This is a genomic window from Streptomyces sp. NPDC052012 (assembly GCF_040689265.1).
In the GTDB taxonomy this organism is placed as follows: Bacteria; Actinomycetota; Actinomycetes; order Streptomycetales; family Streptomycetaceae; genus Streptomyces.
In genome coordinates this window covers 1-22,119 of record NZ_JBFAXA010000021.1, presented here as the reverse complement: position 1 = coordinate 22,119, position 22,119 = coordinate 1, and the positions used below count along the sequence as shown (strand labels likewise).

Below are 22,119 nucleotides of genomic sequence, written 5' to 3'. Positions count from 1 at the left end.
GTGGTCGGTGGGCTGCTGGCCCGAGCTGCTGCGGGCTGGTCTGCCGGCTGCCCGTGTGCTGGGTGCGCGTCAGTCGAGTGCGCCCGGCTTCCCGTGGACCTATCGCCACCGGGGGCCCTCGGCCCAGGCTGCTGCGCGCTCGTCAGTCGGGCGCCTACGCGTTCCTCGCCGCCCGTGCGCTGGGTGCGGCCCGTGAAGTGGTGGGGCGGGCGGGACCGTTGTGGGCCTCGTGGTGTGCGCGGCTCATGAGGTGGTTCAGCAAGGCCGTTGCCGCCGGGTTGCGCGGACGCGGTCCGCGTCCGGCCAGTACCACCGTGCGTCCCGGGTCGGGTTGCCGGATCGCCAGGCAGGGCAGCCCCGCGCGCTCGCCGATCGGCCGCGGCACGAACGCCACCCCGATCCCGGCCCGTACCAGTTCCACCAGCAGGCCGGCCTGGGTGACATCACAGGTGATCCGGCGGCGCAGCCCGCAGTGCGCGGCCAGCCGCCGTACCGCCGTCTCCAGCCCCGTCCCCGCCCGGAAGTCCACGAAGGACTCCTCGGCCAGCTCGCTGATCCGCACCCGGCCAGCCTCGGCCAGCCGATGCCCCGGCGCGGTGATCAGCACCAGCTCCTCGTGCCAGGTCGCGTGGACCGTCAGCCCCTCGGGCAGCTCCCGGGCGTCCGGCGCCAGATACGCCAGATCCAGCTCCCCGGCCCGCAGCGCGTCGGTCAGTTCGTCCACCGTGGCATCCCGTACGGACACCTGGATGCCGGGGAACTCGCCGTGGAAGGCGGCCAGTTCGGCGGGCAGATCCACACATGTCAGGGTCTGGATCGTGCCGATGGCCACCCGGCCGGTCTCCAGTCCGGCCACCGCCGCCACCACCTGACGAGCCGCCTCCGCCCCGGCCAGGAGCGCGCGAGCCTGCGGCACCAGCGCACGGCCCGCCTCCGTGAGGACGACCCGACGGCCGGTGCGGTCGAACAGGTCGGCGCCCAGCTCCCGTTCCAGATTGCGGATCGAGGTGCTGAGCGCCGACTGCACGATCAGCTCGGCACGGGCGGCGGCGGTGAAGCCGCCCTCGGTGACGACCGCCATGAAGTGGCGGAGCTGACGGATCTCCATCCATCTATCGTAGAGATCCGTCGCAGCGAAACCATCTGTTGGACCGCCCTCGGGGCCTCGGCGGATGCTGACGACATGGATCTCGTACCGACCCTGTGGACCACCGCCTACGCCCCCGACCGCCCCACCGCCCTGCGCCTGGCGGCCCGTCAACTCCTGCGCCTGCGCTGCTTCCTGCGCAGACTGGCGCTGACGGACCACACCCCGGCCGGCGGCTACTGAATCCCCGCAGGCGGCTGCCGAACCGCGCCGGCCCCTGGCTAGCGGTACTTCTTCAGCTCACGCCGCGCCAGCGACCTCTGGTGCACCTCGTCCGGACCGTCGGCGATCATCAGCGTGCGGGCACCGGCGTACAGCTCGGCCAGCGGGAAGTCCTGGCTGACCCCGCCCGCCCCGTACAGCTGGATCGCCCGGTCGAGGATCTCGACGACCGTGCGCGGGGTGGCGATCTTGATGGCCTGGATCTCGGTGTGGGCGCCCCGGTTGCCGACGGTGTCCATCATCCAGGCCGTCTTCAGCACCAGCAGCCGCAGCTGCTCGACCGCCACACGCGCGTCGGCGATCCAGTTCTGCACCACGCCCTGCTGGGCCAGCGCCTTGCCGAAGGCGTCCCGGGACACGGCCCGCCGGCACATCAGCTCGATCGCCCGCTCGGCCATGCCGATCAGCCGCATGCAGTGGTGGATCCGGCCGGGACCGAGCCGCGCCTGGGCGATGGCGAAGCCGCCGCCCTCCTCGCCGATCAGGTTCGTCACCGGCACGCGTGCGTGGTCGAAGATCACCTCGGCGTGGCCGCCGTGAGAGTGGTCCTCGTAGCCGAAGACCTGCATCGCCCGCTTGATCGTGACGCCCGGGGTGTCGCGGGGGACGAGCACCATGGACTGCTGACGGCGGATGTCCGCCCCGTCGGGGTCGGTCTTGCCCATCACGATGAAGATGGCGCAGTCCGGGTGCATCGCCCCGGAGATGTACCACTTGCGGCCCGTGATGACGTACTCGTCGCCGTCCCGCTCGATGTGGGTGGTGATGTTGGTGGCGTCCGAGGAGGCCACGTCCGGCTCGGTCATCGCGAACGCCGAGCGGATCTCACCGGCCAGCAGCGGCTGGAGCCACTGCTTCTTCTGCTGCTCGTCACCGAACTGGGTCAGCACCTCCATGTTGCCGGTGTCGGGCGCGGCGCAGTTGGTGACGGTGGGCGCGATGTGCGGGGAGCGGCCCATGATCTCGGCGAGCGGGGCGTACTGGAGGTTGGTCAGCCCGGCGCCGTACTCGGAGTCGGGCAGGAACAGGTTCCACAGGCCCTGCCGCCGCGCCTCGGCCTTGAGCTCCTCCACCACCGGGACGGTCTTCCAGGGCGAGTCGAGCGCGGCGCGCTGCTCCTCCGCGACCTTCTCGGCCGGATAGACGTGCTCGTCCATGAAGGCCAGCAGCTTGGCGCGCAGCTCCTCCGTGCGTGCGTCGAACGCGAAGTCCATGTCCGTCAGCCTTCCTGAAGAGTGGTCAGACCGTGCTCGATGAAGACGGGGACCAGATCGCCGATGCGGTCGAAGCCGCGTCCGACCGTCTGGCCCAGCGTGTAGCGGTAGTGGATGCCCTCGAGGATCACGGCGAGCTTGAACCAGGCGAAGGCGGTGTACCAGGAGACGGCGGAGACGTCGCGCCCCGAGCGCGCCGCGTACCGCTCGATCAGCTCCTCGGGCGCCGGGTGCCCCGGGGCCGTGGCCGTCGTGGAGACCGGCGAGTCGGGCAGCCCCAGCGGCTTGCTGTACATCACCAGCAGCCCCAGGTCGGTGAGCGGGTCGCCGAGCGTGGACATCTCCCAGTCGAGGATCGCCTTGATCTCGTCGGCGCCCCGGTCCGCCTCGTTCCCCTGCGGATCGCTCACGGCGCCGATCAGCACGTTGTCGAGCCGGTAGTCGCCGTGCACCACGGTCGCCGCGGGGGAGACGGGCAGCTCGCGGCCGAGCGCCGCGTGCAGCTCGTCGATGCCGGCCAGCTCCCGGTTGCGGGAGGCGTCCAGCTGCTTGCCCCAGCGCCGCAGCTGCCGGTCCAGGAAGCCCTCCGGCCGGCCGAAGTCGCCGAGGCCCACCTCGGCGGGGTCCACCGCGTGCAGTTCGACCAGCGTGTCCACCAGGTTCAGTACGGCGCCCCGGGTGCGCTCCGGGCCGAGCGCGGCGAGCTGGTCGGCCGTGCGGTACGGGGTGCCCTCGACGAACTCCATGACGTAGAACGGCGCTCCGAGCACCTTCTCGTCCTCGCACAGCAGCACCGGACGCGGCACCGGCACGGCGGTCGGGTGCAGGGCGCTGATCACGCGGTGCTCGCGCTTCATGTCGTGCGCGGTCGCCAGCACGTGCCCGAGCGGCGGCCGCCGCACGACCCACTTCGAGGTGCCGTCGGAGATCGCGTAGGTGAGGTTCGACCTGCCGCCCTCGATCAGCCGGCCGGACAGCGGGCCGTTCACCAGGCCGGGCCGCTCACGTTCGAGCAGGCCGCGCAGCCGGTCGAGATCGAGTCCGGGCGGGTGGTCGGGGCTCATCGTCGCTCCTACGAGGCAGGTGAAGGATACCCCGCTAATGATGCCGACCGGTCGGTATGTCGTCCAGAGGGGGAGCGAAACGTGATCGGAGCCACGATAGGCGCTCCGGGCCTCCGTCGGCTCCCCGGGCACCACGCGAACGGCCCGCCGGGTGCCGTCCGGCTTGCGCGGTCCGGGGTGAGCCCGGAGGGTCGAGCCATGAAGGCGATCAGCTACGCACGGTACGGCGGCCCCGAGGTGCTGGAACTCGGCGAGCTGCGCGACCCCAAGGTCGGCCCCGACTCGGTGCTCGTGAAGGTGCGCGCGGCGGCCGTCAACCCGGTCGACTGGAAGTGCCGCGAGGGCTACCTCGACGGCGTCCTCGACGCCGTCTTCCCGGTGGTCCCCGGCTGGGACGTCTCCGGCGTCGTCGTCCAGCCGGGCGTGGCCGTGGCGGAGTACGCCGTCGGAGACGAGGTCATGGGCTACGTCCGTGAGGACTTCCTGTCCCGGGGCACCTTCGCCGAGTACGTGGCCGCCCCGGTGCGCACCCTGGCCCGCAAGCCGCGCAACCTCTCCTTCGAGGAGGCGGCCGGCCTGCCCCTCGCGGGACTCACCGCCTACCAGGTGCTCAACAGGGTCCTCGAGGTCAAGCGCGGCGAGACGGTCCTGGTGCACGCCGCGGCCGGCGGGGTCGGCTCCCTCGCCGTCCAGCTCGCCGTCCACGCCGGCGCACGCGTCGTCGGCACGGCGAGCGAGCACAACCACGACTTCGTGCGCGAGCTGGGCGGCGAACCGGTGACCTACGGGGAGGGCCTGGCCGAGCGGGTGCGAGGACTCGCCCCCGAGGGCGTGGACGCGGTCTTCGACACCGTCGGCGGCGACGCGCTGAAGGTCTCGGCCAACCTCGTCGCCCCGGAGGGCCGGCTGGCCTCGATCGCCGACCCGGAGGTGGTGAGCTACGGAGGCCGCTACTACTTCGTACGCCCCGACCCGCAGGACCTCAGGCACCTGGCCGAACTGGCGGAACAGGGCGCGGTCGGCGTGCACGTCTCGCGCACCTTCCCGCTGGAGCGCGCGGGGGACGCGCATCGGCTGAACCAGGAGGGCCGCACCCGGGGCAAGATCGTCGTGACGGTGGACTGGGAGCCGGAGTCGTAGCCGCCCGGATGCCGCCGGGAGCCGGAGAGGTCGTAACCGTCCGGACGTCACAGCACCAGGGCCGCCGCGCACGCCGCCATCGCCACCGTGCACAGGACGGTCGCGGTGGCGTACCGGGGGCGCAGCGCCGCCGGGCTCCCCGAGGCAGCCAGCGCACGGATCCGGCCGTGGGCGAGGAGCAGGAACCCCAGCCAGCAGACGCAGCACGACGCACCGGTGACGATCCCGGCCGCCGACACCCCGCCCTGCAGCACGGCCTTCACCGCGAGCACGGCAGTGACGGTCCCCGACAGCGTCGTACGGCGCCACGCGAGCCTGGTCCGCTCGGGCTGCAGCCCGGGGTCGCGCTCCCGCGCCGCGGCTGCGCCGCCGCTCACGCCTCCCACCCGAAGAGCACGACGACGACCATCGCGACGGCCACGACCGCCACGACCAGACTCAGCAGCGCCGGGAACCGGGACACCGGCAGATCCTCGCCGCGCCGCATGGCCCGCTCACATCGCACCCAGTGGTTGACGGCGCGCAGCGCGCACAGCACGCCCGTGGCGAGCAGCGCCAGTGCGAGCCCCACGCGCCAGCCCCAGCGCAGGTCGGGCAGGAACTGGTCCACGGCGAAACCACCGCCGATCAGCGCGAGCGCGGTGCGCAGCCAGGCGAGGAACGTGCGCTCGTTCGCCAGCGAGAACCGGTAGTCGGGCGTCTCGCCCTCCGTCCGTACATCCTCGGGCATGAACCACAGCCGCACGTTCCGCACAAAATCGCTCACGCCCGGACCCTACCTGCGCGAACGCGGTCAGCCGACCGGTCGGTGGGCCAAGAGGCGCTCGTACGCCGCCAGCCCGTCCGGCACCCACTCCCACTCCGCCAGCCGCCGCCTGAGTTCCGCCTCGGCGAGGAAGTCGTGCCAGGCCACCTCCTCGGCCTGCGGCCGCACGGGCAGGTCGCAGCGCACCTCGTACACCGCCGACCACCAGGTGCGCCCGGCGCCGTCGTCGTACAGGAACTTGAACAGGTATCGGGGTGCCGGAAGCCCGCTCACCCCGAGCTCCTCCTCGGCCTCCCGCAGCGCCGCCTCGTCGTAGCTCTCGCCCGCGCCGACGACGCCGCCGACGAACATGTCGTACAGCGAGGGGAACACCAGCTTGCCTGGCGTGCGCCGGTGCACGAAGACACGTCCCGCGGCGTCCCGCACCCACACGAAGACACACCGGTGGCGCAGCCCCCGGGCGTAGGCCTCGCCGCGCGGGGCCTGCCCGGTCACCCGGTCGTTCTCGTCCACGATGTCGAGGATCTCGTCGGCGGAACTCATGGGCCCATCCAAGCAGCCCGCCCCCCGGCTCACCGCAGCAGCTCGAACTCCTGGACGCGCGGCCGGCGGACCGTCCCCTGCGGCATCGCCGGATGCATGCCCAGCAGGAGCACGCCCGCGACGATCGCCGCCAGACCGCCCGCCTCCCAGCTCAGGGACCCGGCGTCGGTGCGCAGCCGGTCGCCGAGGATGCCGATGCCGCAGACGATGCCGGCCAGCGGCTGTGCCGCGGTCAGCGCGGGGAGGGACATGCGCAGGGGAGCGGTCTCGAACGCGCTCTGCACGAGCACCAGCGCGGTCACGCCCAGCGCCAGCACCGCGTACGGCTGCCAGCCGCTCATCAGCTCCGCGAAGCCGCCGTCGGCGAAGCGCTGCCCGCTCACCCGCGTCAGGGCGTCCTGGACGCCGTACAGCATCCCCGCGGCCACCGAGAGCAGCACCGGGCCCCGGGTCAGCCGCGAGCGCCTGGCGCAGGCCGTGAGCAGCAGCGCCAGAGCGGTCATGCCGCCGATGATCAGCCAGTGGCGGGCCGGGTCGGTGACGGCGTCACCTCCGGTCGGCTCGCCGGCCACGACGAACGCGGTCACCCCGCCCGCCAGCAGCGCGAGGCCCGCCCAGCCCTGCCGGCCCAGCGGCTGCCGCGTCTGGCGGCGCGACAGCGCGAGCGCGAACAGCAGGTTCGTCGCCAGCAGCGGCTCGACGAGGGACAGCTCGCCCTGGCCGAGCGCGGCGGCGCCCAGTGCCATCCCGGCGACCATCAGGGCCGTACCGCCCAGCCAGCGCGGCACCTTCACCAGATCGACAAGCAGCCGGAGCGAGAGAAAATCGCCGAGCGGTGCGCGCTGGGCCGCGTTCTGCTGGAGCACGAACCCGAAGCCCAGGCAGCACGCGGCGCTCACGGCGAGCACCAGTACCGGAACCGACACGCTGCGTACCTCGGATATTCGTGCGGGGTCACGGACGTGTAGCAGCCGACTTTAGCCGTGCTCCCCACCGGAGCGCTTCCCTCCGCAGGCGTCAGTTGGGTCACAGATTGTCTGCTTTGTTCCTCAGGTGTGCAGCGCAAGTGCCCCACCAGAAACATCAGTTGACGCGTGTAACGCCCTGGGCGCCCTTGACGGCCACCATTGGCTGCCGGTTTGCTGTCCGTGATCAGTTCATGGCGGACGGCAGCCGACCACTGCCGTATCCGACCGCCGCCGTGGACCGTGCCACAAGAAGAGCGCGTGAGGAAGTTCCGCGGTGTCCCCACCCCCGCCTCCCCTCGGCCGTGCCCGCAGACGTGCGGCGCAGTCCTTCGACGAGGCCCTCGACGACGCCGAACTCGTCGCCGCCCGAGTCGCGCTGGCCCAGGGCCGATGGCAGCAGACCCGCTCCCTGCTGGTCCGCACGGGGGACGACTGGGACCGCCGCGGCCACCGGATCACCGTGCTCGCCCGCGAGACGTACTGCGCCGCATGGGCCGGTGAGTGGCTGCTCGCCGAACCGGAGTCAGCCGACGCGTCCGTGCTGCTCGCCCTCGCCCGGATCCGGCGCGCACTGAACGGCAAGGAGAAGCCCGCCCGCGCCCGCGAGGCCTGCCACCGCGCCGCCGAACTCGTCCCCGCCGACCCCACCCCGTGGCTCGGTCTGCTCCTGCTGGAGTGCGCCCAGGGCGCGGACGGTGACGTGGTCCGGCTCTTCGAGCAGGTCCGCACCCGGTACGCGGACCACCACCACGCCCACCACCTGGTGGTCGCCTGGCTCGCCGAACGCCGGGTGGACGTGGGCCGGGACCCCCTGCACGAGGTCTACGACTTCGCCAACTGGGCCGCGGAGCAGGCCCCCGCCGACTCACCGCTCGCGGTCCTCCCGGTCATCGCCCACGCCGAGCGCTACCGCGCGCTGGCCGCCGCCGGTCACGAGCCCGCCGATCCGGCCGCCTCCGGCCACTGGGTCGGCCGCCGCGCCCGCCAGGTGATGAAGGCCGCCTTCGACTGGTGGCTTGAGTGGGAGCACGAGGACCACCCCCGCCGTCTGATCGACCTCAATTTCCTCGCTCACGCCAAGGTCTGCGAGGGCCGGGGCGCCGAGGCCGCCGCCCTCTTCCACCGCATCGGCGACCACGCCACCCCGGCCCCCTGGTCGTACCCCGACCGCGACCCCGTCACCGCCTTCCGCACCGCCCGGGCGACCGCCCTGGGCACCGGCTGAGACCCCCACCTCCACGCCCACTCCCGCAACCCACCCAAGGACGGACTCCCGATGACGACGGACAGTTCGAGCACGAGCAGATCCACAGCCGAGGGCATCAGCACCTTCAAGGGCCAGGAGCGGGCCCTGCGCGCCGACCGCCTCGGCACGGGGGGCCTGCTGCTCTCCGTCCTCGCCGCCACCGCCCCCCTCATGGTCGTCGCCGGTGTCATGCCCACCACATTCGCGGTGATGGGCATCGTCGGCCAGCCGCTCCTCTTCGTCGTGCTCGGCATCGTGCTGGTGCTGTTCAGCCTCGGCTACGCCGAGATGAGCCGGCACGTCCACAACGCCGGCGCCTTCTACGCGTACATCTCCCGCGGCCTCGGCGGCACCGCCGGAGCGGGCGCCGCCATGGTCGCCCTCGTCGCCTACAACGCCCTCCAGGTCGGTATCTACGGCATCTTCGGCTTCGAGGTCTCCGGGCTGTTCGCCACCTACGCCGACATCGAGGTGGCCTGGTGGATACCGGCGCTCGCGGCCGTGCTCGCCGTCGGCGCCCTCGGCTGGCTGAAGATCGACGTCAACGCCCGCGTGCTGGGCGTCCTGCTGGTCATCGAGGTCCTGCTGGTCGTCGTCTTCGACATCGCCGCCATCGCCGACCCCGGCAAGGAGGGCCTGTCGCTGCACGCCTTCAACCCCGACACCCTCACCGGCGCGGGCGTCGGCACCGCCCTGTGCTTCTGCATCGCCGCCTTCCTCGGCTTCGAGCAGGCCCCCGTCTACGCCGAGGAGACCAACAGGCCGCACGTCCTGGTGCCGCGCGTGATGTTCCTCGCGGTCACCGGAGTCGCCGTGTTCTTCGCGATCAGCAGCTGGGCGCTCACCGTCGCCACCGGCCCGTCCCAGATCGTCGGCACCTCCCGGGAGCAGAGCGCCGGACTGCTGTTCTTCCTCACCGAGTCCCGGCTCGGCGGCACCTTCACGGACGTCCTGCACGTCCTGTTCGTCACGGGCATGTTCGCGGCGATGCTCAGCTTCCACAACGTCGTCGCCCGCTACGCCTTCGCCATGGGCCGCGAGGGCCTGCTCCCGGCCGCCTTCGGCCGCACCACCGGCACGAGCGGCGCCCCCGGCACCGGCTCCCTGCTCCAGACCGTCATCGCCGCCGCGCTCGTCGTCGCCTTCGCACTCACCGACGACAAGCCGACCGGCGACCCGACCGCGCCCGTGCTGCACCTGTTCACCTGGGGCGGCAACATCGGGGCGCTCGGCGTGATCGTGCTGATGGCCCTCGCCTCCCTGTCCGTGGTCGCGTTCTTCGTCCGCCGCGGCGCCGCCCGCGCCCAGGCCTGGCGGCTGGTCACCTCCACCCTCGCGGGCGTCGCCCTGATCGTGATCGCCGGCTACACCGTCAAGGACTTCGACGTCCTCGTCGGCGCCGGCCCCGGCTCCTCCCTGAGCTGGGTCCTCCCCGGCGTCATCGGTCTCGCCCTGGTCATCGGCCTCGTCCAGGGCCTCGCCCTGCGCGCCCGCGCCCCCGAGACCCACGCCCGCATCGGCCTCGGCAACGAGGCGTTCCAGCTGGACAAGGCGGCCGAGCGCACGCCGTAGACCCACGGCGATGACGGAATCCTGACGAGCACCCGCGATCCCTGGCCTCCCGGGGACGCGGGTGCTCGAATGAGGAGGGTGAACGCCGAACACCCACCGGAAGGCGCCGGACAACCACCGGACGGCGCCGGACAAGCACTGGAGGACACCGGAAACCCACCGGAGGATCCGGAGCCCCGGGGCAAACCCGTCGGCCGCCGGGTGCTGCTCGGGACTCTGGGTCTCGGCGCCCTCGGCGTGGTCGCCGCGCCCCCGCTCCAGCGCGGCCTGGAGTCCTTCCTGGCCGGAGCCTCCGAGAAGGACCCCACCGGTCTGACCGGGCTGCTCCCCAACGGCGGCGGCTTCCGCTACTACTCGGTCACCTCGTCCGTCCCCCGCAGAAGCGCTGCCTCCTACCGCCTCACCGTCGACGGCCTCGTCGACCGCCCCACCACCTACACGCTGGCCGACCTCAGGGCACTGCCGCAGACCCGACTGGTGCGCGACGTGCAGTGCGTGACCGGCTGGCGGGTGCCCGACACGCCGTTCGAGGGGGTGCGCCTGTCCCGGCTCCTGGACGCCGCGGGAGTGCGTCCCACGGCCGGCGCGGTGCGCTTCACCTGCTTCGACGGCGCCTACTCCGAGAGCCTCACCCTCCGCCAGGCACGCCGCGCGGACGTCCTCGTCGCCCTGCGCATGCGGGACGAGGACCTGAACCACGCCCACGGCGGCCCGGTCCGCCTCTACGTGGCCCCGATGTACTTCTACAAGTCCGCCAAATGGCTCTCCGGCATCACCGTCACCGAGGACGTCGAGCCCGGCTACTGGGAGAAGCGCGGCTACGACATCGACGCCTGGGTCGGCCGCTCGAACGGACGCGACGATGAGCCCACGAGCTGACGCCCCGCCCACCGCCCCGGCCGCGGGCAGCACCGCCCTCCGGCGTTTCGGCCCCGCCCAGCGGTGGGTGCACCGCACCACGGCCGTCCTGATGGGCGTCTGCGTCCTCACCGCCGCCTGCCTGTACGTCCCGCAGCTCGCGCAACTCGTCGGCCGCCGCGCCCTCGTCGTCACCGTCCACGAGTGGTCGGGGGTCGCCCTGCCGCTGCCCGTCCTGGCCGGCCTCGCCTCCCGAGCCCTCCGCGCCGACCTGGGGCGGCTCAACCGCTTCGGCCCGCACGACCGCACCTGGCTGCGCTCCGCCCTGCGCCGCGACAGGCGGCCCGCGTCCCGGCCGGCCGGGAAGTTCAACGCCGGGCAGAAGCTCTACGCGGCCTGGATCGCCGGCGCCACGCTGGTGATGCTGGGCACCGGCCTGATGATGTGGTTCACCCACCTCACCCCGCTGGTGTGGCGCACCAGCGCGACCTTCGTGCACGACTGGCTGGCCCTGACCATCGGGATCGTCCTCGCCGGTCACATCGGCATGGCCCTGGCCGACCCGGAGGCCCGCCGCGGCCTGCGCACGGGCTCCGTCAGCCGGGAGTGGGCCGAGCGCGAGCATCCGCTGTGGCGCCCATGAGAGAACGCCCGGCCGGAGAAGCGCTGGTTCCGCCTCTCCGGCCGGGCGTCATCGACGTACCGCCGGGCTGACCGGTGTCGCTATATGACCAGGGACAACAGCAGCACCAGACCACCGGCGACCACCGAGATGATCGTCTCCATCACGGACCAGGTCTTGATGTTCTGGCCGACGGTGAGGCCGAAGTACTCCTTCACCAGCCAGAACCCGGCGTCGTTCACATGGCTGAAGAACAGCGAACCCGCGCCGATCGCGAGCACCAGCAGGGCCGCGTGGGTGGTCGACATGTCGGCCGCGAGCGGAGCCACCAGACCGGCCGCCGAGACGGTCGCCACCGTCGCCGAACCGGTCGCCAGCCGGATCGCCACCGCGATCAGCCAGGCCAGCAGCAGCGCCGGGATCGACCAGTCCTCGGAGATCTCCAGGACCATCTGACCCACGCCCGTGTCGATCAGCGTCTGCTTGAAGCCGCCGCCCGCGCCGACGATCAGCAGGATGCCCGCGATGGGGGCGAGGCTCTTCTCGACCAGCGGCGACACGCGCTCCTTGCCGAACCCGGCCGGCCCGAGCAGCGTGAAGATACCGACCAGCACGGCCGCGAGCAGCGCGATCAGCGGCGAACCGATGACGTCGAAGACCCGCTGGACGGTGTTCTCCGGGTCGTCGATCACGATGTCGACCAGCGCCTTGGCGAGCATCAGCACGACCGGCAGCAGGATCGTGAACAGCGTCGGACCGAAACCGGGGCGCTTGTCCAGGTCCTCGGACGCCCGCTGCGGGATCATCCGGTCAGGTGCCGGCACGTCCACCCAGCGGGCGGCGTACTTCGAGAAGACCGGACCGGCGATGATCACCGTCGGGATCGCGACGAGCACACCGAGGGCCAGCGTCACACCGAGGTTGGCACCCACCGCGTCGATCGCGACCAGCGGGCCGGGGTGCGGCGGGACCAGTCCGTGCATCACGGACAGACCGGCGAGCGCCGGGATGCCGATGCGCATCAGCGAGTAGTTGCCGCGCTTGGCGACCATCAGCACGACCGGGATCAGCAGCACGACGCCGACCTCGAAGAACAGCGGCAGACCGATCACCGAGGCGATCAGCACCATCGCCCACGGCATCGAACGCCCGCCCGCCTTGGCGAGGATGGTGTCCACGATCTCGTCGGCGCCACCCGAGTCGGCGAGCATCTTGCCGAGGATCGCGCCGAGGGCGATCAGCACGCCGACGCCGGCGACGGTCGAGCCGAGCCCCGCGCTGAAGCTGGTGATGACCTTGTCCAGCGGCGCTCCGGCGAACGCGCCGAGCGCCAGTGACCCGATGGTCAGCGCCAGGAATGCGTGCAGCTTGTACTTGGTGATGAGCAGGACGATGACGGCGATGCCCGCCAGGACGGCGATGCCCAGCTGAGCGTGACCGGCCGAGGTGATCGGCTCGGGTGCGTCCGCTGCCAGCATCTCGACGCTGAGTCTGGTCACGGTGGAGTCCCTTGCGAGTTACGGGGGAGTCGGGGAGAACCGGGGCGGTGGGGGCGCTCCGGGCTTGCTGAGATCCGGGAGGCTCAGGCGGTGGGCTCGGGGAGGGCCTCGAGGGCGGTGACCGCCCGCGCGGTGATCTCCTCCGGGCTGCCCGTCACGTCCACGGCGACCCCGGCCTCGTCCGGCTCCAGCGGCTGGAGCGTGGCGAACTGGGAGTCGAGCAGCGCCGTGGGCATGAAGTGGCCCTTCCGGTGCGACATCCGGTCCTCGATGAGCGCGCGGTCACCCGTGAGATGCAGGAAGACCACACCGGGCGCGGCGGCCCGCAGCCGGTCGCGGTACGACCGCTTCAGCGCCGAGCAGCTGACCACCCCGCCGAGCCCCGCCCGCTCGTGCGCCCAGCCGCCGATGGCGTCCAGCCACGGCCACCGGTCCTCGTCGGTGAGCGGGGTGCCGGCCGACATCTTGGCGATGTTGGCCTGCGGGTGGAAGTCGTCGCCCTCGGCGTACGGGACGCCGAACCGGGCGGCGAGCAGGGGACCGATGGTGGTCTTGCCGGTGCCCGCGACGCCCATGACCACGACGACATGGGGGGTGTTCATCCGCTGCCTCACTGTCTGCTGTCCTCGTCGACACGTGATGTCGACGCAACTGAAACCCATTAGGTACGACGAATTCAAGAGTCTGTGACATATAAGTCTGACTTTTTGTTCCTGTGATCCGCCCCGTACTCTGAGTGCATGAGCACCACGGGCCGGGGGCTGCACGGCCGCGTACTGGACACCCTCGGCCCCGAGATCACCGCAGGCGAGTACCCGCCCGGCAGCGTCCTGCGTACCGATGAACTCGCCCAGCGTTTCGACGTGTCACGCTCGGTGATGCGTGAGGTCGTGCGCGTCCTGGAATCCATGCACCTGGTCGAGTCCCGCCGCCGCGTGGGCGTGACGGTCCTGCCGGCCTGCGAGTGGAACGTCTACGATCCCCAGGTCATCCGCTGGCGCCTGGCCGGCGCGGACCGCCCCCGCCAGCTGCGCTCCCTCACCGTGCTGCGCTCGGCCGTCGAGCCCGTCGCGGCGGGACTGGCCGCCCGCCACGCCACCGCCGAGCAGTGCGCCGAACTCACCGAGGCGGCGCTCGGCATGGTCGCGCACTCACGCGGCCACAAGCTGGAGGGCTACCTCTTCCACGACATGGCCTTCCACCGCGTCATCCTCACCGCGTCCGGCAACGAGATGTTCGCCCGGCTCGGCGACGTCGTCGCCGAGGTCCTGGCCGGCCGCACCCATCACGACGTGATGTTCCCCGACCCCGACCCGGCCGCCGTCACCCTCCACGTCCAGGTCGCCGAGGCCGTCCGCGAACGCGACGCCGAACGCGCGGAGCGCCTGACCCGTGAGATCACCGAGGGCGCCCTCCAGGAACTGGACATCCTGGCGCCCTAGTCCAGGAAGTCACCGTCCACATAGACCCACGCGCCGTCGACCCGCTCGAACCGGCTGCGCTCGTGCAGCGAGCCGCCGCGGTAGGACGCCCGGAACGTCACGGTCCCCGTGGAGTGGAAGGCGGACCCGTCCGTCGTCCCCAGGATCTCCAACCCCGTCCACCGCATCCCGGGATCGAGGTCGATCCGCTCGGGCCGCGTACGCGGATGCCAGGTCCGCAGCAGATAACCGGCGTCCCGCCGCACGAAGGCGCAGTACCGCGACCGCATGAGCTTCTCGGCGGTGGGTGCCGCCATCCCGCCGTGATACCGGCCGCAGCAGTCCTCGTACGCCTCCGGCAGCCCGCACGGGCAGGAACGCGTGGTCATGATCACCCTCCGCGGCGCGATCGCCTTCGCTGCAACGCCCGAGGGCCGCGACCTCGCGGTCGCGGCCCTCGCTTCGTGTGTCCGAGGGGGGACTTGAACCCCCACGCCCGATAAAGGGCACTAGCACCTCAAGCTAGCGCGTCTGCCATTCCGCCACCCGGACAAGGTGTCTGTCGCGCGGGTTTCCCCCCGCGGCGACGACGTAAACATTACCAGGTGTTCCACCGTGGCCGATCACCCCGCCCGCCACCGCCGGCCCGCGGCACGGACGTGAACGGCGTGTGACGGGCCGGACCGGGTCTTGGGGAGCGCGCGGTGCGGGGGGAGGATGTGGGGGACCACCAGCAGCAATCCACCAGCAGTGACAGCGGGAGGAAGCACGTGAGCGAGACGGACACGGCCAGGAGCGTCACCGGTGAGGACGAGGTCGTGGACCTCTGCCGCGAGCTGATCCGGATCGACACCAGCAACTACGGCGACCACTCGGGTCCCGGCGAGCGCAAGGCGGCCGAGTACGTCGCCGAGAAGCTCGCCGAGGTGGGGCTGGAGCCGAAGATCTTCGAGTCGCACCCGGGGCGCGCCTCCACGGTGGCCCGGATCGAGGGCGAGGACCCCTCCCGGCCCGCGCTGCTCATCCACGGCCACACCGACGTCGTCCCCGCCAACGCCGCCGACTGGACCCACCACCCCTTCTCCGGGGAGATCGCCGACGGGTGCGTGTGGGGGCGCGGCGCGGTCGACATGAAGGACATGGACGCGATGACCCTCGCGGTCGTCCGCGACCGGCTGCGCAGCGGCCGCAAGCCCCCGCGCGACATCGTCCTCGCCTTCCTCGCCGACGAGGAGGCCGGCGGCACCTACGGCGCCAAGTACCTGGTCCGCGAGCACCCGGACCTCTTCGAGGGCGTCACCGAGGGGATCGGCGAGGTCGGCGGCTTCTCCTTCACCGTCAACGAGCAGCTGCGCCTCTACCTCGTCGAGACCGCCGAGAAGGGCATGCACTGGATGCGGCTCACCGTCGAGGGCACCGCCGGGCACGGCTCGATGACCAACACCGACAACGCCATCACCGAACTGTGCGAGGCCGTCGCCCGCCTCGGCCGCCACACCTGGCCGGTCCGCGTGACCAAGACCGTACGGGCCTTCCTGGACGAGCTGTCCGACGCGCTCGGCACCGAGCTCGACCCGGAGAACATGGACGAGACCCTCGCCAAGCTCGGCGGCATCGCCCGCATGATCGGCACCACCCTGCGCAACTCGGCGGCGCCCACCATGCTCGGCGCCGGCTACAAGGTCAACGTCATCCCCGGCCAGGCCACCGCGCACGTCGACGGCCGCTTCCTGCCGGGCTACGAGGAGGAGTTCCTCGCCGACCTCGACCGGATCCTCGGCCCCCGGGTCAAGCGGGAGGACGTGCACGCCGACAAGGCGCTGGAGACCGACTTCGACGGCAGGCTGGTCGACGCCATGCAGACCGCCCTGCGCGCCGAGGACCCGATCGCCCGTGCCGTGCCGTACATGCTCTCCGGCGGCACCGACGCCAAGTCCTTCGACGACCTCGGCATCCGCTGCTTCGGCTTCGCCCCGCTGAAGCTGCCCCCGGAGCTCGACTTCGCCGGCATGTTCCACGGCGTCGACGAGCGGGTGCCCGTGGACGGCCTCAAGTTCGGGGTCCGTGTCCTCGACCGATTCCTGGACGCCTCCTGATCGCCGAGAAGCCCCTCAACAATCGGGCAGACGTGCGGAGTTGACCGTTACGAGTGAATGCGACCATAAGCTCGTAGCCTCATTACTCCCTCCTCGTTACCCGTGATGTGATCCGCAACTTGGGGTCGCATTGCCAACAAGGAGGAATAATGATCAAGAAGGTCGTCGCTGTCGCGGCTGCCACCGGTGGGCTGGTTCTCGCGGGCGCGGGCATGGCCGCTGCCGACTCCGGTGCCCAGGGTGCCGCCGTGCACTCCCCGGGCGTCGTGTCCGGCAACGTGATCCAGGCCCCGATCCACATCCCCGTGAACGTCTGCGGCAACACGGTCTCCGTGATCGGGCTGCTGAACCCCGCCTTCGGCAACACCTGCGTCAACCAGTGACCTCGAGCCTCGCCCTGTAGGGCAGACCTTTCAAGGGTTTGAGCCCGTCGGCCCCGGAACGCCCGCCATGGGCGCTCCGGGGCCGACCGGTCTTCCAGAACGTGGGAACTTTCCGAAAGCAGGGAATCCAGCAATGCGACAGGTCACCCGCAAGGGACTGATGACCGTGGCGGCCGCGACCGGAGTGATCGCCGCCGCCGGCGGGGCCGCCCACGCCGACTCGGGCGCGCACGGCACCGCGTCCGGCTCGCCCGGCGTCCTCTCCGGCAACACGGTGCAGGCGCCCGTGCACGCACCGGTCAACGTCTGCGGCAACACCGTCAACGTCGTCGGTGTCCTCAATCCGTCCGTGGGCAACTCCTGCACGAACCAGGGCGGCTCCTCGTCGTCCGGCCACGACGGCTCCGGCGCACCCGGCGGCTCGCACGCGGGCGGACACGCCACCGACTCGCCCGGTGTCGGCTCCGGCAACCAGGTCCAGGCGCCGGTCCACATCCCGGTCAACGTCTGCGGCAACAGCGTCGACGTCCTCGGCGCCGGCAACACCGCCGAGGGCAACGACTGCGCGAACGACTCCTCCGGCGACCCCGGAACGCCCCAGCAGCCCGGCGAACCGGGCAACCCCGTCGAGCCCGAGCGCCCCGACCAGCCGGGCAGCCCGGACACCCCCTCCACACCGGACGACACCGAGCGGGGCGGCTCCTCGCGCGACGGCAACCAGCCGGGCGCCCACGCCGTCAGCCGGCCCCGGGCCGAGACCCAGCTCGCCCACACCGGCAGCGACCTGCCCATGGGCCTCGCCCTGCCGGTCGGCGCGGGCGCGCTGCTCGCGGGCGCGATCCTCTACCGCAAGGCGCGGGCGGCAGCCTGACCCCGGGCACACGTCAGGGGCCCGACGGCACCCCGCGGGCCCCTGCACTCACCAGGTCGCGCGCACCTGGCGAATGATCCGCCGCCGCAACCGCACCCTGCGGCTGCCGTCCCGCAACAGGCTCAGGCGGTACAACTCCCAGTGACCGTACTCTGCATGCTCCGTCAGCAGTCGCGTCGTCTCCTTGCGGGAGACCCCGCGCGGTACGTACACGTCGACAAATTCGTATTCCGGCATCGCATCTATTGTGCGGGCCGGGGCCTCGTACGGATAGCGTCTGCACTATGTCTGATGCTGCGCAGCCCACCGCTGCCGAGGTACGCGCCGCCGCCGAGGCGGTCAAGACCGCGCTCGACCGCCACCTGGCCGCGGTCGAACGCCGGTCGGGGGAGGACGACCCGGCCGTCTACGAGGCGTTCAACCAGCTGGCCGCGGCCGCGGAGGCGTACGACGAACTGCTCTACGACCGCTACGACGAGGTCACTCCCTTCGAGATCCCCGGCGGGGAGGGCGCGCTGCCGCCCTACTCCGGCCCCGAGGAGCCGAGCGCCCTCAGCGTGCTGATCCGCCGCGACTACGCCGTCGCGCAGCCGCAGCGGCTGCTGGCGCACGCGCAGCGGATCGAGGCGGCCGACGAGGAGGAGACCACCCGGACCTCGGGCACCGTCCACGGCGCGCTCGGCATCCTCTTCGGCGAGTTCGAACCCGACGAGATCGCCTCCCGGCACAAGGAGTTCGGCCTGGAGGAGGGAGACTCCACGCTCTGGGTGACGGCCACGGACGAACCCCCCGAGCCGGGGGAGTGGCTGGAGGCCCCCTTCGAGCAGGTGGACCCGGAACGGGTCGTCTGCCGCTTCGACGTCAGCGCGGTCTTCGACGAGGACGCCGACGACACCGACGACGAGGACGACATCGAGGACGAGCTCGACCCGGCCCTCGACGAGGACGAAGACCTCGAGCCCCTCGACGCCGACCGCTGAACCGGTGGCGGTGACCCCAGGTGGTCACCGCCACCGACCCACCGGACCTCTCAGCCGGCCGCCGGCGTGACCTGCGGGGCCAGCAGATGGGGCAGGCGCGTGGTCCGCGGTCTGGCCGGCACCTCGGCCACGGCCCGGGACAGGGCCTGCTCCACGCCGTGCACCACGGACAGATGGCGGTCGGCACGGCTGAACGCCGTGTACACCCAGGGGCGGCTCAGCGCAGGTACCGCGTCGCCCGGCAGCACCACGACGACCGCCGGCCACCGGCAGCCCACCGCCTGGTGCGCGGTCAGCGCCCACCCGTGCCGTACGGACTGCTCCACCCGCTCCTTCGGTACGACGACGGCCTCGCCCGCGCACGACAGGTGCAGCCCCTCGGCGTCGGCCTTCACCACCCACCCCGGCAGCGTCCGCCCCGGGGCGGGGGAGTAGGCCACCCGGTCACCCGGATCGAACCCGCCGAACCGCCCCGGCCCCGGATTCAGCCGCTCCTTCAACGCCGCGTTCAGCACCCGCGTCCCCACGGCACCCCCGTGTCCCGGCGTGATCACCTGCGTCTCCTCGGCCGGCACACCGATCGCTCGCGGCACCGAGTCGACCACCAGCTGCACGGTCCGGTGCACGGCCTCGCCCGCGTCCCGCACCGGCACGATCACGACCTCCTTGCCGGGAGCCTCCACCTGGTTCAGCTCTCCGACGCCGATCCCCGAGACCAGCTCGCCCAGCGGCCCGGGATCCGGCCGCCGCGAGGCCACCTGCGGGCACACCCGCGCCGCCAGCAGATCGGCGAACACGCGCCCCGGACCCACGGACCACAGCACCGCCGGATCCCCGGACAGCACCAGCCGCGCCCCGTCCGGCAGCGACTCCGTCACCAGCGCGGCCACCTCGACGTCCAGCTGCGGCGCGTCCAGCACCACGAGCAGATCCACGTCCAGCGCCCCGTCACCGCCCCGCCCGGGCCCCTCGGCACCGGCCAGCAGCCCGGCCACGGTCACCACCGCGGGCCCGTCCTCACCCGCCAGCGCCGCGAACCGGTCCCGCCCCACGGGGCTGTGCGCGGCCGCCCAGGCCCGCAATCCCATGCCCCGCGCCGCCCGCAGCAGCGCCGCCGGCTCCGCCAGCGCGGCCTCACCGCCGGTGTGCAGCACCAGCCCGTGCCCGGCGACGGCACGCACCAACTCACCCGCGGACCCCTCGGCAGCGGCCGCGGCCCGTTCCCACTCACCAGACCCGTCGTCCTTGGGCACGGAGTTGACCAGCCGGGCCAGACCGTCGGCGAGACTCTCCTCGGCCAGCGCATACCGCTCCAGCCCCACGAGCACCCGCACGTCCCGCTCGCCTTCCTCCTCCGCCGCGTCGGCATCCCCCTCCAACGCGTCCTGGAAGACCAGCACGTCCCCCTCGGCGACGGCACTCCGCACGGCCTCCTCCGCGCCCGGCACACCCTGCCGCTCCAGCGCGGCGACGAGCGCGGACATCTCCAGCGCGGTGTGCCCGGCCGGCGCCGCCTGCTCCAGCAGCCAGACGGTGACCGACCGCCCCCGCCGCTCGTCGTCCGGCGCGGCCTCGCCCCCGAGCAGCGCCCGCGCGAACGCGTCGGCCTGCTCCGGCCGCACCCCACCGATCCGCAGCAACTGCCAGGGATCCGCCCGCAGCAGTTCCCCGGCCCCCTCGCCCAGCACGGCCGCGGCCTGCGCGGCGAGCCCCTCCGGCGCGCCCCCTGCCGCGAGCACCCCGCGCACACCCTCGACGACATGAGCGGCAGGCCCAACCTCGGCCGGGGCCGCGGCCACCCGCCGCACCGGTTCGGGCGCGGGCCGCCGCGGCGCGGGAGCGGCCTCCTCGAACACCGTGGCCGGCGGCTTCTCCCCGCTCTCCACGGCTCGCACGGCGGCGAGCAGCTCGGCGGCCTTGCCGCTCAGCTTGCCCCCGGCCTCGACCGGTCCCTGCTTCTCCGCCTTCCGCCGCTCGATGCGCTCCCGCTCGATCCGCTGGGCCTGCAACTCGGCCTCGGCCTCGGACACCTGCGCACCGTCGGCCGACGCGGCGTCCTGCGGGGTCTCCGGGGTCTCGGGCGTGCTCACAGCGTGCTCCAGTCGTGATCGGGATACCGGTGCACGGGCGCCGACACATCATCGAGCGCCCGGCAGATCTCGTCAGGAAGACTAAGCGCCTCCACTGACAACGCCGCCGTGAGCTGCTGCGCGTTGCGCGCACCGACGATGGGGGCGGTGACACCGGGCCGGTCCCGCACCCAGGCGAGCGCCACCTGCAACGCGGTCACGGCGAGCCCGTCGGCCGCCGTCGTCACGGCGTCCACGATCCGGCTCGCCGTCTCGTCGAGGTACGGCGCGACGAACGGAGCCAGATGCTCCGAGGCCCCCCGCGAGTCCGGCGGCATCGCCTCACCCCGGTACTTGCCGGTCAGCACACCCCGCCCCAGCGGCGAGGACGGAAGCAGCCCGATCCCCAGATCCATCGCGGCGGGCAGCACCTCACGCTCGACCCCCCGCTGCAACAGCGAGTACTCCATCTGCGTACTCGCCAGCCGCGTCCGCGCGCCCGGCGCGGCCAGCTGCCAGGTACCGGCCTTGGCCAGTTGCCACCCGCAGAAGTTGGACACGCCCGCATAGCGGGCCCGCCCGCTGCCGACGGCGATGTCCAGTGCCTGCAGCGTCTCCTCCAACGGCGTGGCCGGGTCGTACGCGTGCACATGCCACACGTCGACGTAGTCGGTGCCCAGCCTGGCCAACGAGGCGTCCAGTGCGGACAGCAGATGCCCGCGCGAACCGTCGAACCGGCGGTCAGGGTCCGGAACACTCCCCGCCTTCGTCGAGATGACGAGGTCCCGGCGCGGCACCAGCCCGTCTATCAGCTTCCCGAGCAGATACTCGGCCTCGCCGTCGCCGTACACGTCCGCGGTGTCGACGAGTGTCCCGCCCGCTTCCCAGAAGGTCTTCATGAGGTCCGCGGCGTCGTGCTCGTCGGTGTCCCGACCCCAGGTCAGAGTCCCGAGCCCGATCCGGGACACACGCAGGCCGGTACGGCCGAGATGCCTCTGCTCCATGAACGCCGAGATTACTGGCCAGAACCGTGCCTGTGGGTGCCTGTGGACAACGGAATTACCCACCCCGGAGTGCACGGCTCACCGGACGCCTGGGGTCGGTCGCGCAGCCCGGCGCCGACGGGGCACCGTCCGCGCCCACCCTCCCCCACTCTCGGCTTCGCTCGAGCGGGGGGACCCCCATCGCCCCTGCGGCACGACTGCCCGCGGGATGGACACGAACCTGGCGGCCCGCAGCCGCCCGCGGCGGGTCACGCGCGACGGAGCGTGGGCGTGGCGCACTCGCACGCGGCGGGGAGGGGACGGGGCGGTGGTGTCCGCCCGCAGCGGCTGGCGCGTCAACACCCCTGCTTCTCGAGTCGACCGATTCCGCGCCAGACCGAGGACGCCGCCGCGAAGTTCGCCGCCTGGCTGAACACCGACGGCGACGCGCTGAC

At 72.3% G+C, this 22,119-nt stretch carries 24 protein-coding genes and 1 tRNA gene; 11 read left to right on the top strand and 14 right to left on the bottom strand.

Features of this window, described 5'->3' with window-relative positions; translation table 11 throughout:
- Positions 1–154: 154 nt before the first annotated feature.
- The gene (locus AB0412_RS27310) at positions 155–1,108 is read right to left on the bottom strand and encodes a LysR family transcriptional regulator (protein WP_366405231.1); all 954 of its coding nucleotides are present in this window, start codon (positions 1,106–1,108) and stop codon (positions 155–157) included.
- Positions 1,109–1,183: 75 nt separating this feature from the next.
- On the opposite strand from AB0412_RS27310, the gene AB0412_RS27305 reads away from it, so the two are divergent.
- A complete protein-coding gene (locus tag AB0412_RS27305) occupies positions 1,184–1,330 on the top strand; it encodes a hypothetical protein (protein ID WP_366405230.1) in 147 nt (48 codons plus the stop codon).
- A 38-nt stretch (positions 1,331–1,368) separates the two neighbouring features.
- On the opposite strand, the gene AB0412_RS27300 is transcribed toward AB0412_RS27305, so the two are convergent.
- Together AB0412_RS27300 and AB0412_RS27295 are read right to left on the bottom strand one after the other, a co-directional pair.
- Positions 1,369–2,583: an acyl-CoA dehydrogenase gene (locus AB0412_RS27300; protein WP_366405229.1), complete on the bottom strand. Its 1,215-nt coding sequence runs from the start codon at positions 2,581–2,583 to the stop codon at positions 1,369–1,371.
- A 5-nt stretch (positions 2,584–2,588) separates the two neighbouring features.
- Entirely contained in the window at positions 2,589–3,647 is a 1,059-nt protein-coding gene (locus AB0412_RS27295; RefSeq protein WP_366405228.1) for a phosphotransferase family protein, read from the bottom strand.
- Between the two features lie 198 nt (positions 3,648–3,845).
- On the opposite strand from AB0412_RS27295, the gene AB0412_RS27290 reads away from it, so the two are divergent.
- Complete coding sequence (locus AB0412_RS27290) at positions 3,846–4,787, top strand: NADP-dependent oxidoreductase (RefSeq protein ID WP_366405227.1); 942 nt, start codon at positions 3,846–3,848, stop codon at positions 4,785–4,787.
- Between the two features lie 47 nt (positions 4,788–4,834).
- Here AB0412_RS27290 and AB0412_RS27285 read toward each other — a convergent pair whose 3' ends face one another.
- The 4 genes from AB0412_RS27285 to AB0412_RS27270 are packed head-to-tail and all read right to left on the bottom strand — an operon-like array spanning position 4,835 to position 7,022.
- Complete coding sequence (locus tag AB0412_RS27285; protein ID WP_366405226.1) at positions 4,835–5,164, bottom strand: DUF202 domain-containing protein; 330 nt, start codon at positions 5,162–5,164, stop codon at positions 4,835–4,837.
- The gene (locus AB0412_RS27280) at positions 5,161–5,553 is read right to left on the bottom strand and encodes a DUF202 domain-containing protein (protein ID WP_366405225.1); all 393 of its coding nucleotides are present in this window, start codon (positions 5,551–5,553) and stop codon (positions 5,161–5,163) included. Before AB0412_RS27280 ends, AB0412_RS27285 begins: the two co-directional genes overlap by 4 nt.
- Positions 5,554–5,580: 27 nt before the next feature.
- Positions 5,581–6,096: an NUDIX domain-containing protein gene (locus AB0412_RS27275; protein ID WP_366405224.1), complete on the bottom strand. Its 516-nt coding sequence runs from the start codon at positions 6,094–6,096 to the stop codon at positions 5,581–5,583.
- Between the two features lie 29 nt (positions 6,097–6,125).
- The gene (locus tag AB0412_RS27270; protein ID WP_366405223.1) at positions 6,126–7,022 is read right to left on the bottom strand and encodes a DMT family transporter; all 897 of its coding nucleotides are present in this window, start codon (positions 7,020–7,022) and stop codon (positions 6,126–6,128) included.
- Between the two features lie 316 nt (positions 7,023–7,338).
- Here AB0412_RS27270 and AB0412_RS27265 point away from each other — a divergent pair, with 316 nt between their 5' ends.
- The 4 genes from AB0412_RS27265 (at position 7,339) to AB0412_RS27250 (ending at position 11,383) form a co-directional block, all read left to right on the top strand.
- The gene (locus AB0412_RS27265) at positions 7,339–8,289 is read left to right on the top strand and encodes a hypothetical protein (RefSeq protein WP_366405222.1); all 951 of its coding nucleotides are present in this window, start codon (positions 7,339–7,341) and stop codon (positions 8,287–8,289) included.
- Positions 8,290–8,340: 51 nt separating this feature from the next.
- Positions 8,341–9,882, top strand: a complete 1,542-nt coding sequence (locus AB0412_RS27260; protein WP_366405221.1) for an APC family permease — start codon at positions 8,341–8,343, stop codon at positions 9,880–9,882.
- A gap of 138 nt (positions 9,883–10,020) precedes the next feature.
- Positions 10,021–10,761, top strand: coding sequence for a molybdopterin-dependent oxidoreductase (locus AB0412_RS27255; protein ID WP_366405328.1), 741 nt, complete (start codon positions 10,021–10,023; stop codon positions 10,759–10,761).
- Positions 10,745–11,383, top strand: a complete 639-nt coding sequence (locus AB0412_RS27250) for a cytochrome b/b6 domain-containing protein (RefSeq protein WP_366405220.1) — start codon at positions 10,745–10,747, stop codon at positions 11,381–11,383. Before AB0412_RS27255 ends, AB0412_RS27250 begins: the two co-directional genes overlap by 17 nt.
- A gap of 80 nt (positions 11,384–11,463) precedes the next feature.
- On the opposite strand, the gene AB0412_RS27245 is transcribed toward AB0412_RS27250, so the two are convergent.
- Together AB0412_RS27245 and AB0412_RS27240 are read right to left on the bottom strand one after the other, a co-directional pair.
- Positions 11,464–12,861: a gluconate:H+ symporter gene (locus AB0412_RS27245; RefSeq protein WP_366405219.1), complete on the bottom strand. Its 1,398-nt coding sequence runs from the start codon at positions 12,859–12,861 to the stop codon at positions 11,464–11,466.
- An 83-nt stretch (positions 12,862–12,944) separates the two neighbouring features.
- Positions 12,945–13,463, bottom strand: a complete 519-nt coding sequence (locus tag AB0412_RS27240; RefSeq protein ID WP_366405218.1) for a gluconokinase — start codon at positions 13,461–13,463, stop codon at positions 12,945–12,947.
- A gap of 138 nt (positions 13,464–13,601) precedes the next feature.
- Here AB0412_RS27240 and AB0412_RS27235 point away from each other — a divergent pair, with 138 nt between their 5' ends.
- The gene (locus AB0412_RS27235; protein ID WP_366405217.1) at positions 13,602–14,303 is read left to right on the top strand and encodes a FadR/GntR family transcriptional regulator; all 702 of its coding nucleotides are present in this window, start codon (positions 13,602–13,604) and stop codon (positions 14,301–14,303) included.
- On the opposite strand, the gene AB0412_RS27230 is transcribed toward AB0412_RS27235, so the two are convergent.
- A complete protein-coding gene (locus AB0412_RS27230) occupies positions 14,300–14,671 on the bottom strand; it encodes a YchJ family metal-binding protein (RefSeq protein ID WP_366405216.1) in 372 nt (123 codons plus the stop codon). The two genes, AB0412_RS27235 and AB0412_RS27230, sit on opposite strands and share 4 nt — an antisense overlap.
- A 78-nt stretch (positions 14,672–14,749) precedes the next feature.
- Positions 14,750–14,834: transfer RNA gene (locus AB0412_RS27225), tRNA-Leu, on the bottom strand.
- Between the two features lie 218 nt (positions 14,835–15,052).
- Here AB0412_RS27225 and AB0412_RS27220 point away from each other — a divergent pair.
- The 3 genes from AB0412_RS27220 (at position 15,053) to AB0412_RS27210 (ending at position 17,632) form a co-directional block, all read left to right on the top strand.
- Positions 15,053–16,378 carry a M20/M25/M40 family metallo-hydrolase gene (locus AB0412_RS27220; RefSeq protein ID WP_366405215.1) on the top strand — a complete coding sequence of 442 codons (1,326 nt, stop codon included), beginning with the start codon at positions 15,053–15,055 and terminating at the stop codon, positions 16,376–16,378.
- A 149-nt stretch (positions 16,379–16,527) separates the two neighbouring features.
- Positions 16,528–16,761 (top strand): chaplin, encoded by a 234-nt coding sequence (locus AB0412_RS27215; RefSeq protein ID WP_366405214.1) that lies wholly within the window; start codon positions 16,528–16,530, stop codon positions 16,759–16,761.
- Positions 16,762–16,894: 133 nt separating this feature from the next.
- Positions 16,895–17,632 (top strand): chaplin family protein, encoded by a 738-nt coding sequence (locus AB0412_RS27210; protein WP_366405213.1) that lies wholly within the window; start codon positions 16,895–16,897, stop codon positions 17,630–17,632.
- Positions 17,633–17,680: 48 nt separating this feature from the next.
- Here AB0412_RS27210 and AB0412_RS27205 read toward each other — a convergent pair whose 3' ends face one another.
- A complete protein-coding gene (locus tag AB0412_RS27205) occupies positions 17,681–17,869 on the bottom strand; it encodes a DUF5703 family protein (protein WP_366405212.1) in 189 nt (62 codons plus the stop codon).
- A gap of 47 nt (positions 17,870–17,916) precedes the next feature.
- On the opposite strand from AB0412_RS27205, the gene AB0412_RS27200 reads away from it, so the two are divergent.
- The gene (locus tag AB0412_RS27200; RefSeq protein WP_366405211.1) at positions 17,917–18,612 is read left to right on the top strand and encodes a hypothetical protein; all 696 of its coding nucleotides are present in this window, start codon (positions 17,917–17,919) and stop codon (positions 18,610–18,612) included.
- A gap of 50 nt (positions 18,613–18,662) precedes the next feature.
- Here AB0412_RS27200 and AB0412_RS27195 read toward each other — a convergent pair whose 3' ends face one another.
- Both AB0412_RS27195 and AB0412_RS27190 read right to left on the bottom strand, forming a co-directional pair.
- Positions 18,663–20,702, bottom strand: a complete 2,040-nt coding sequence (locus tag AB0412_RS27195; protein ID WP_366405210.1) for a helix-hairpin-helix domain-containing protein — start codon at positions 20,700–20,702, stop codon at positions 18,663–18,665.
- A complete protein-coding gene (locus AB0412_RS27190) occupies positions 20,699–21,685 on the bottom strand; it encodes an aldo/keto reductase (protein WP_366405209.1) in 987 nt (328 codons plus the stop codon). Before AB0412_RS27190 ends, AB0412_RS27195 begins: the two co-directional genes overlap by 4 nt.
- Between the last annotated feature and the right edge of the window lie 434 nt (positions 21,686–22,119).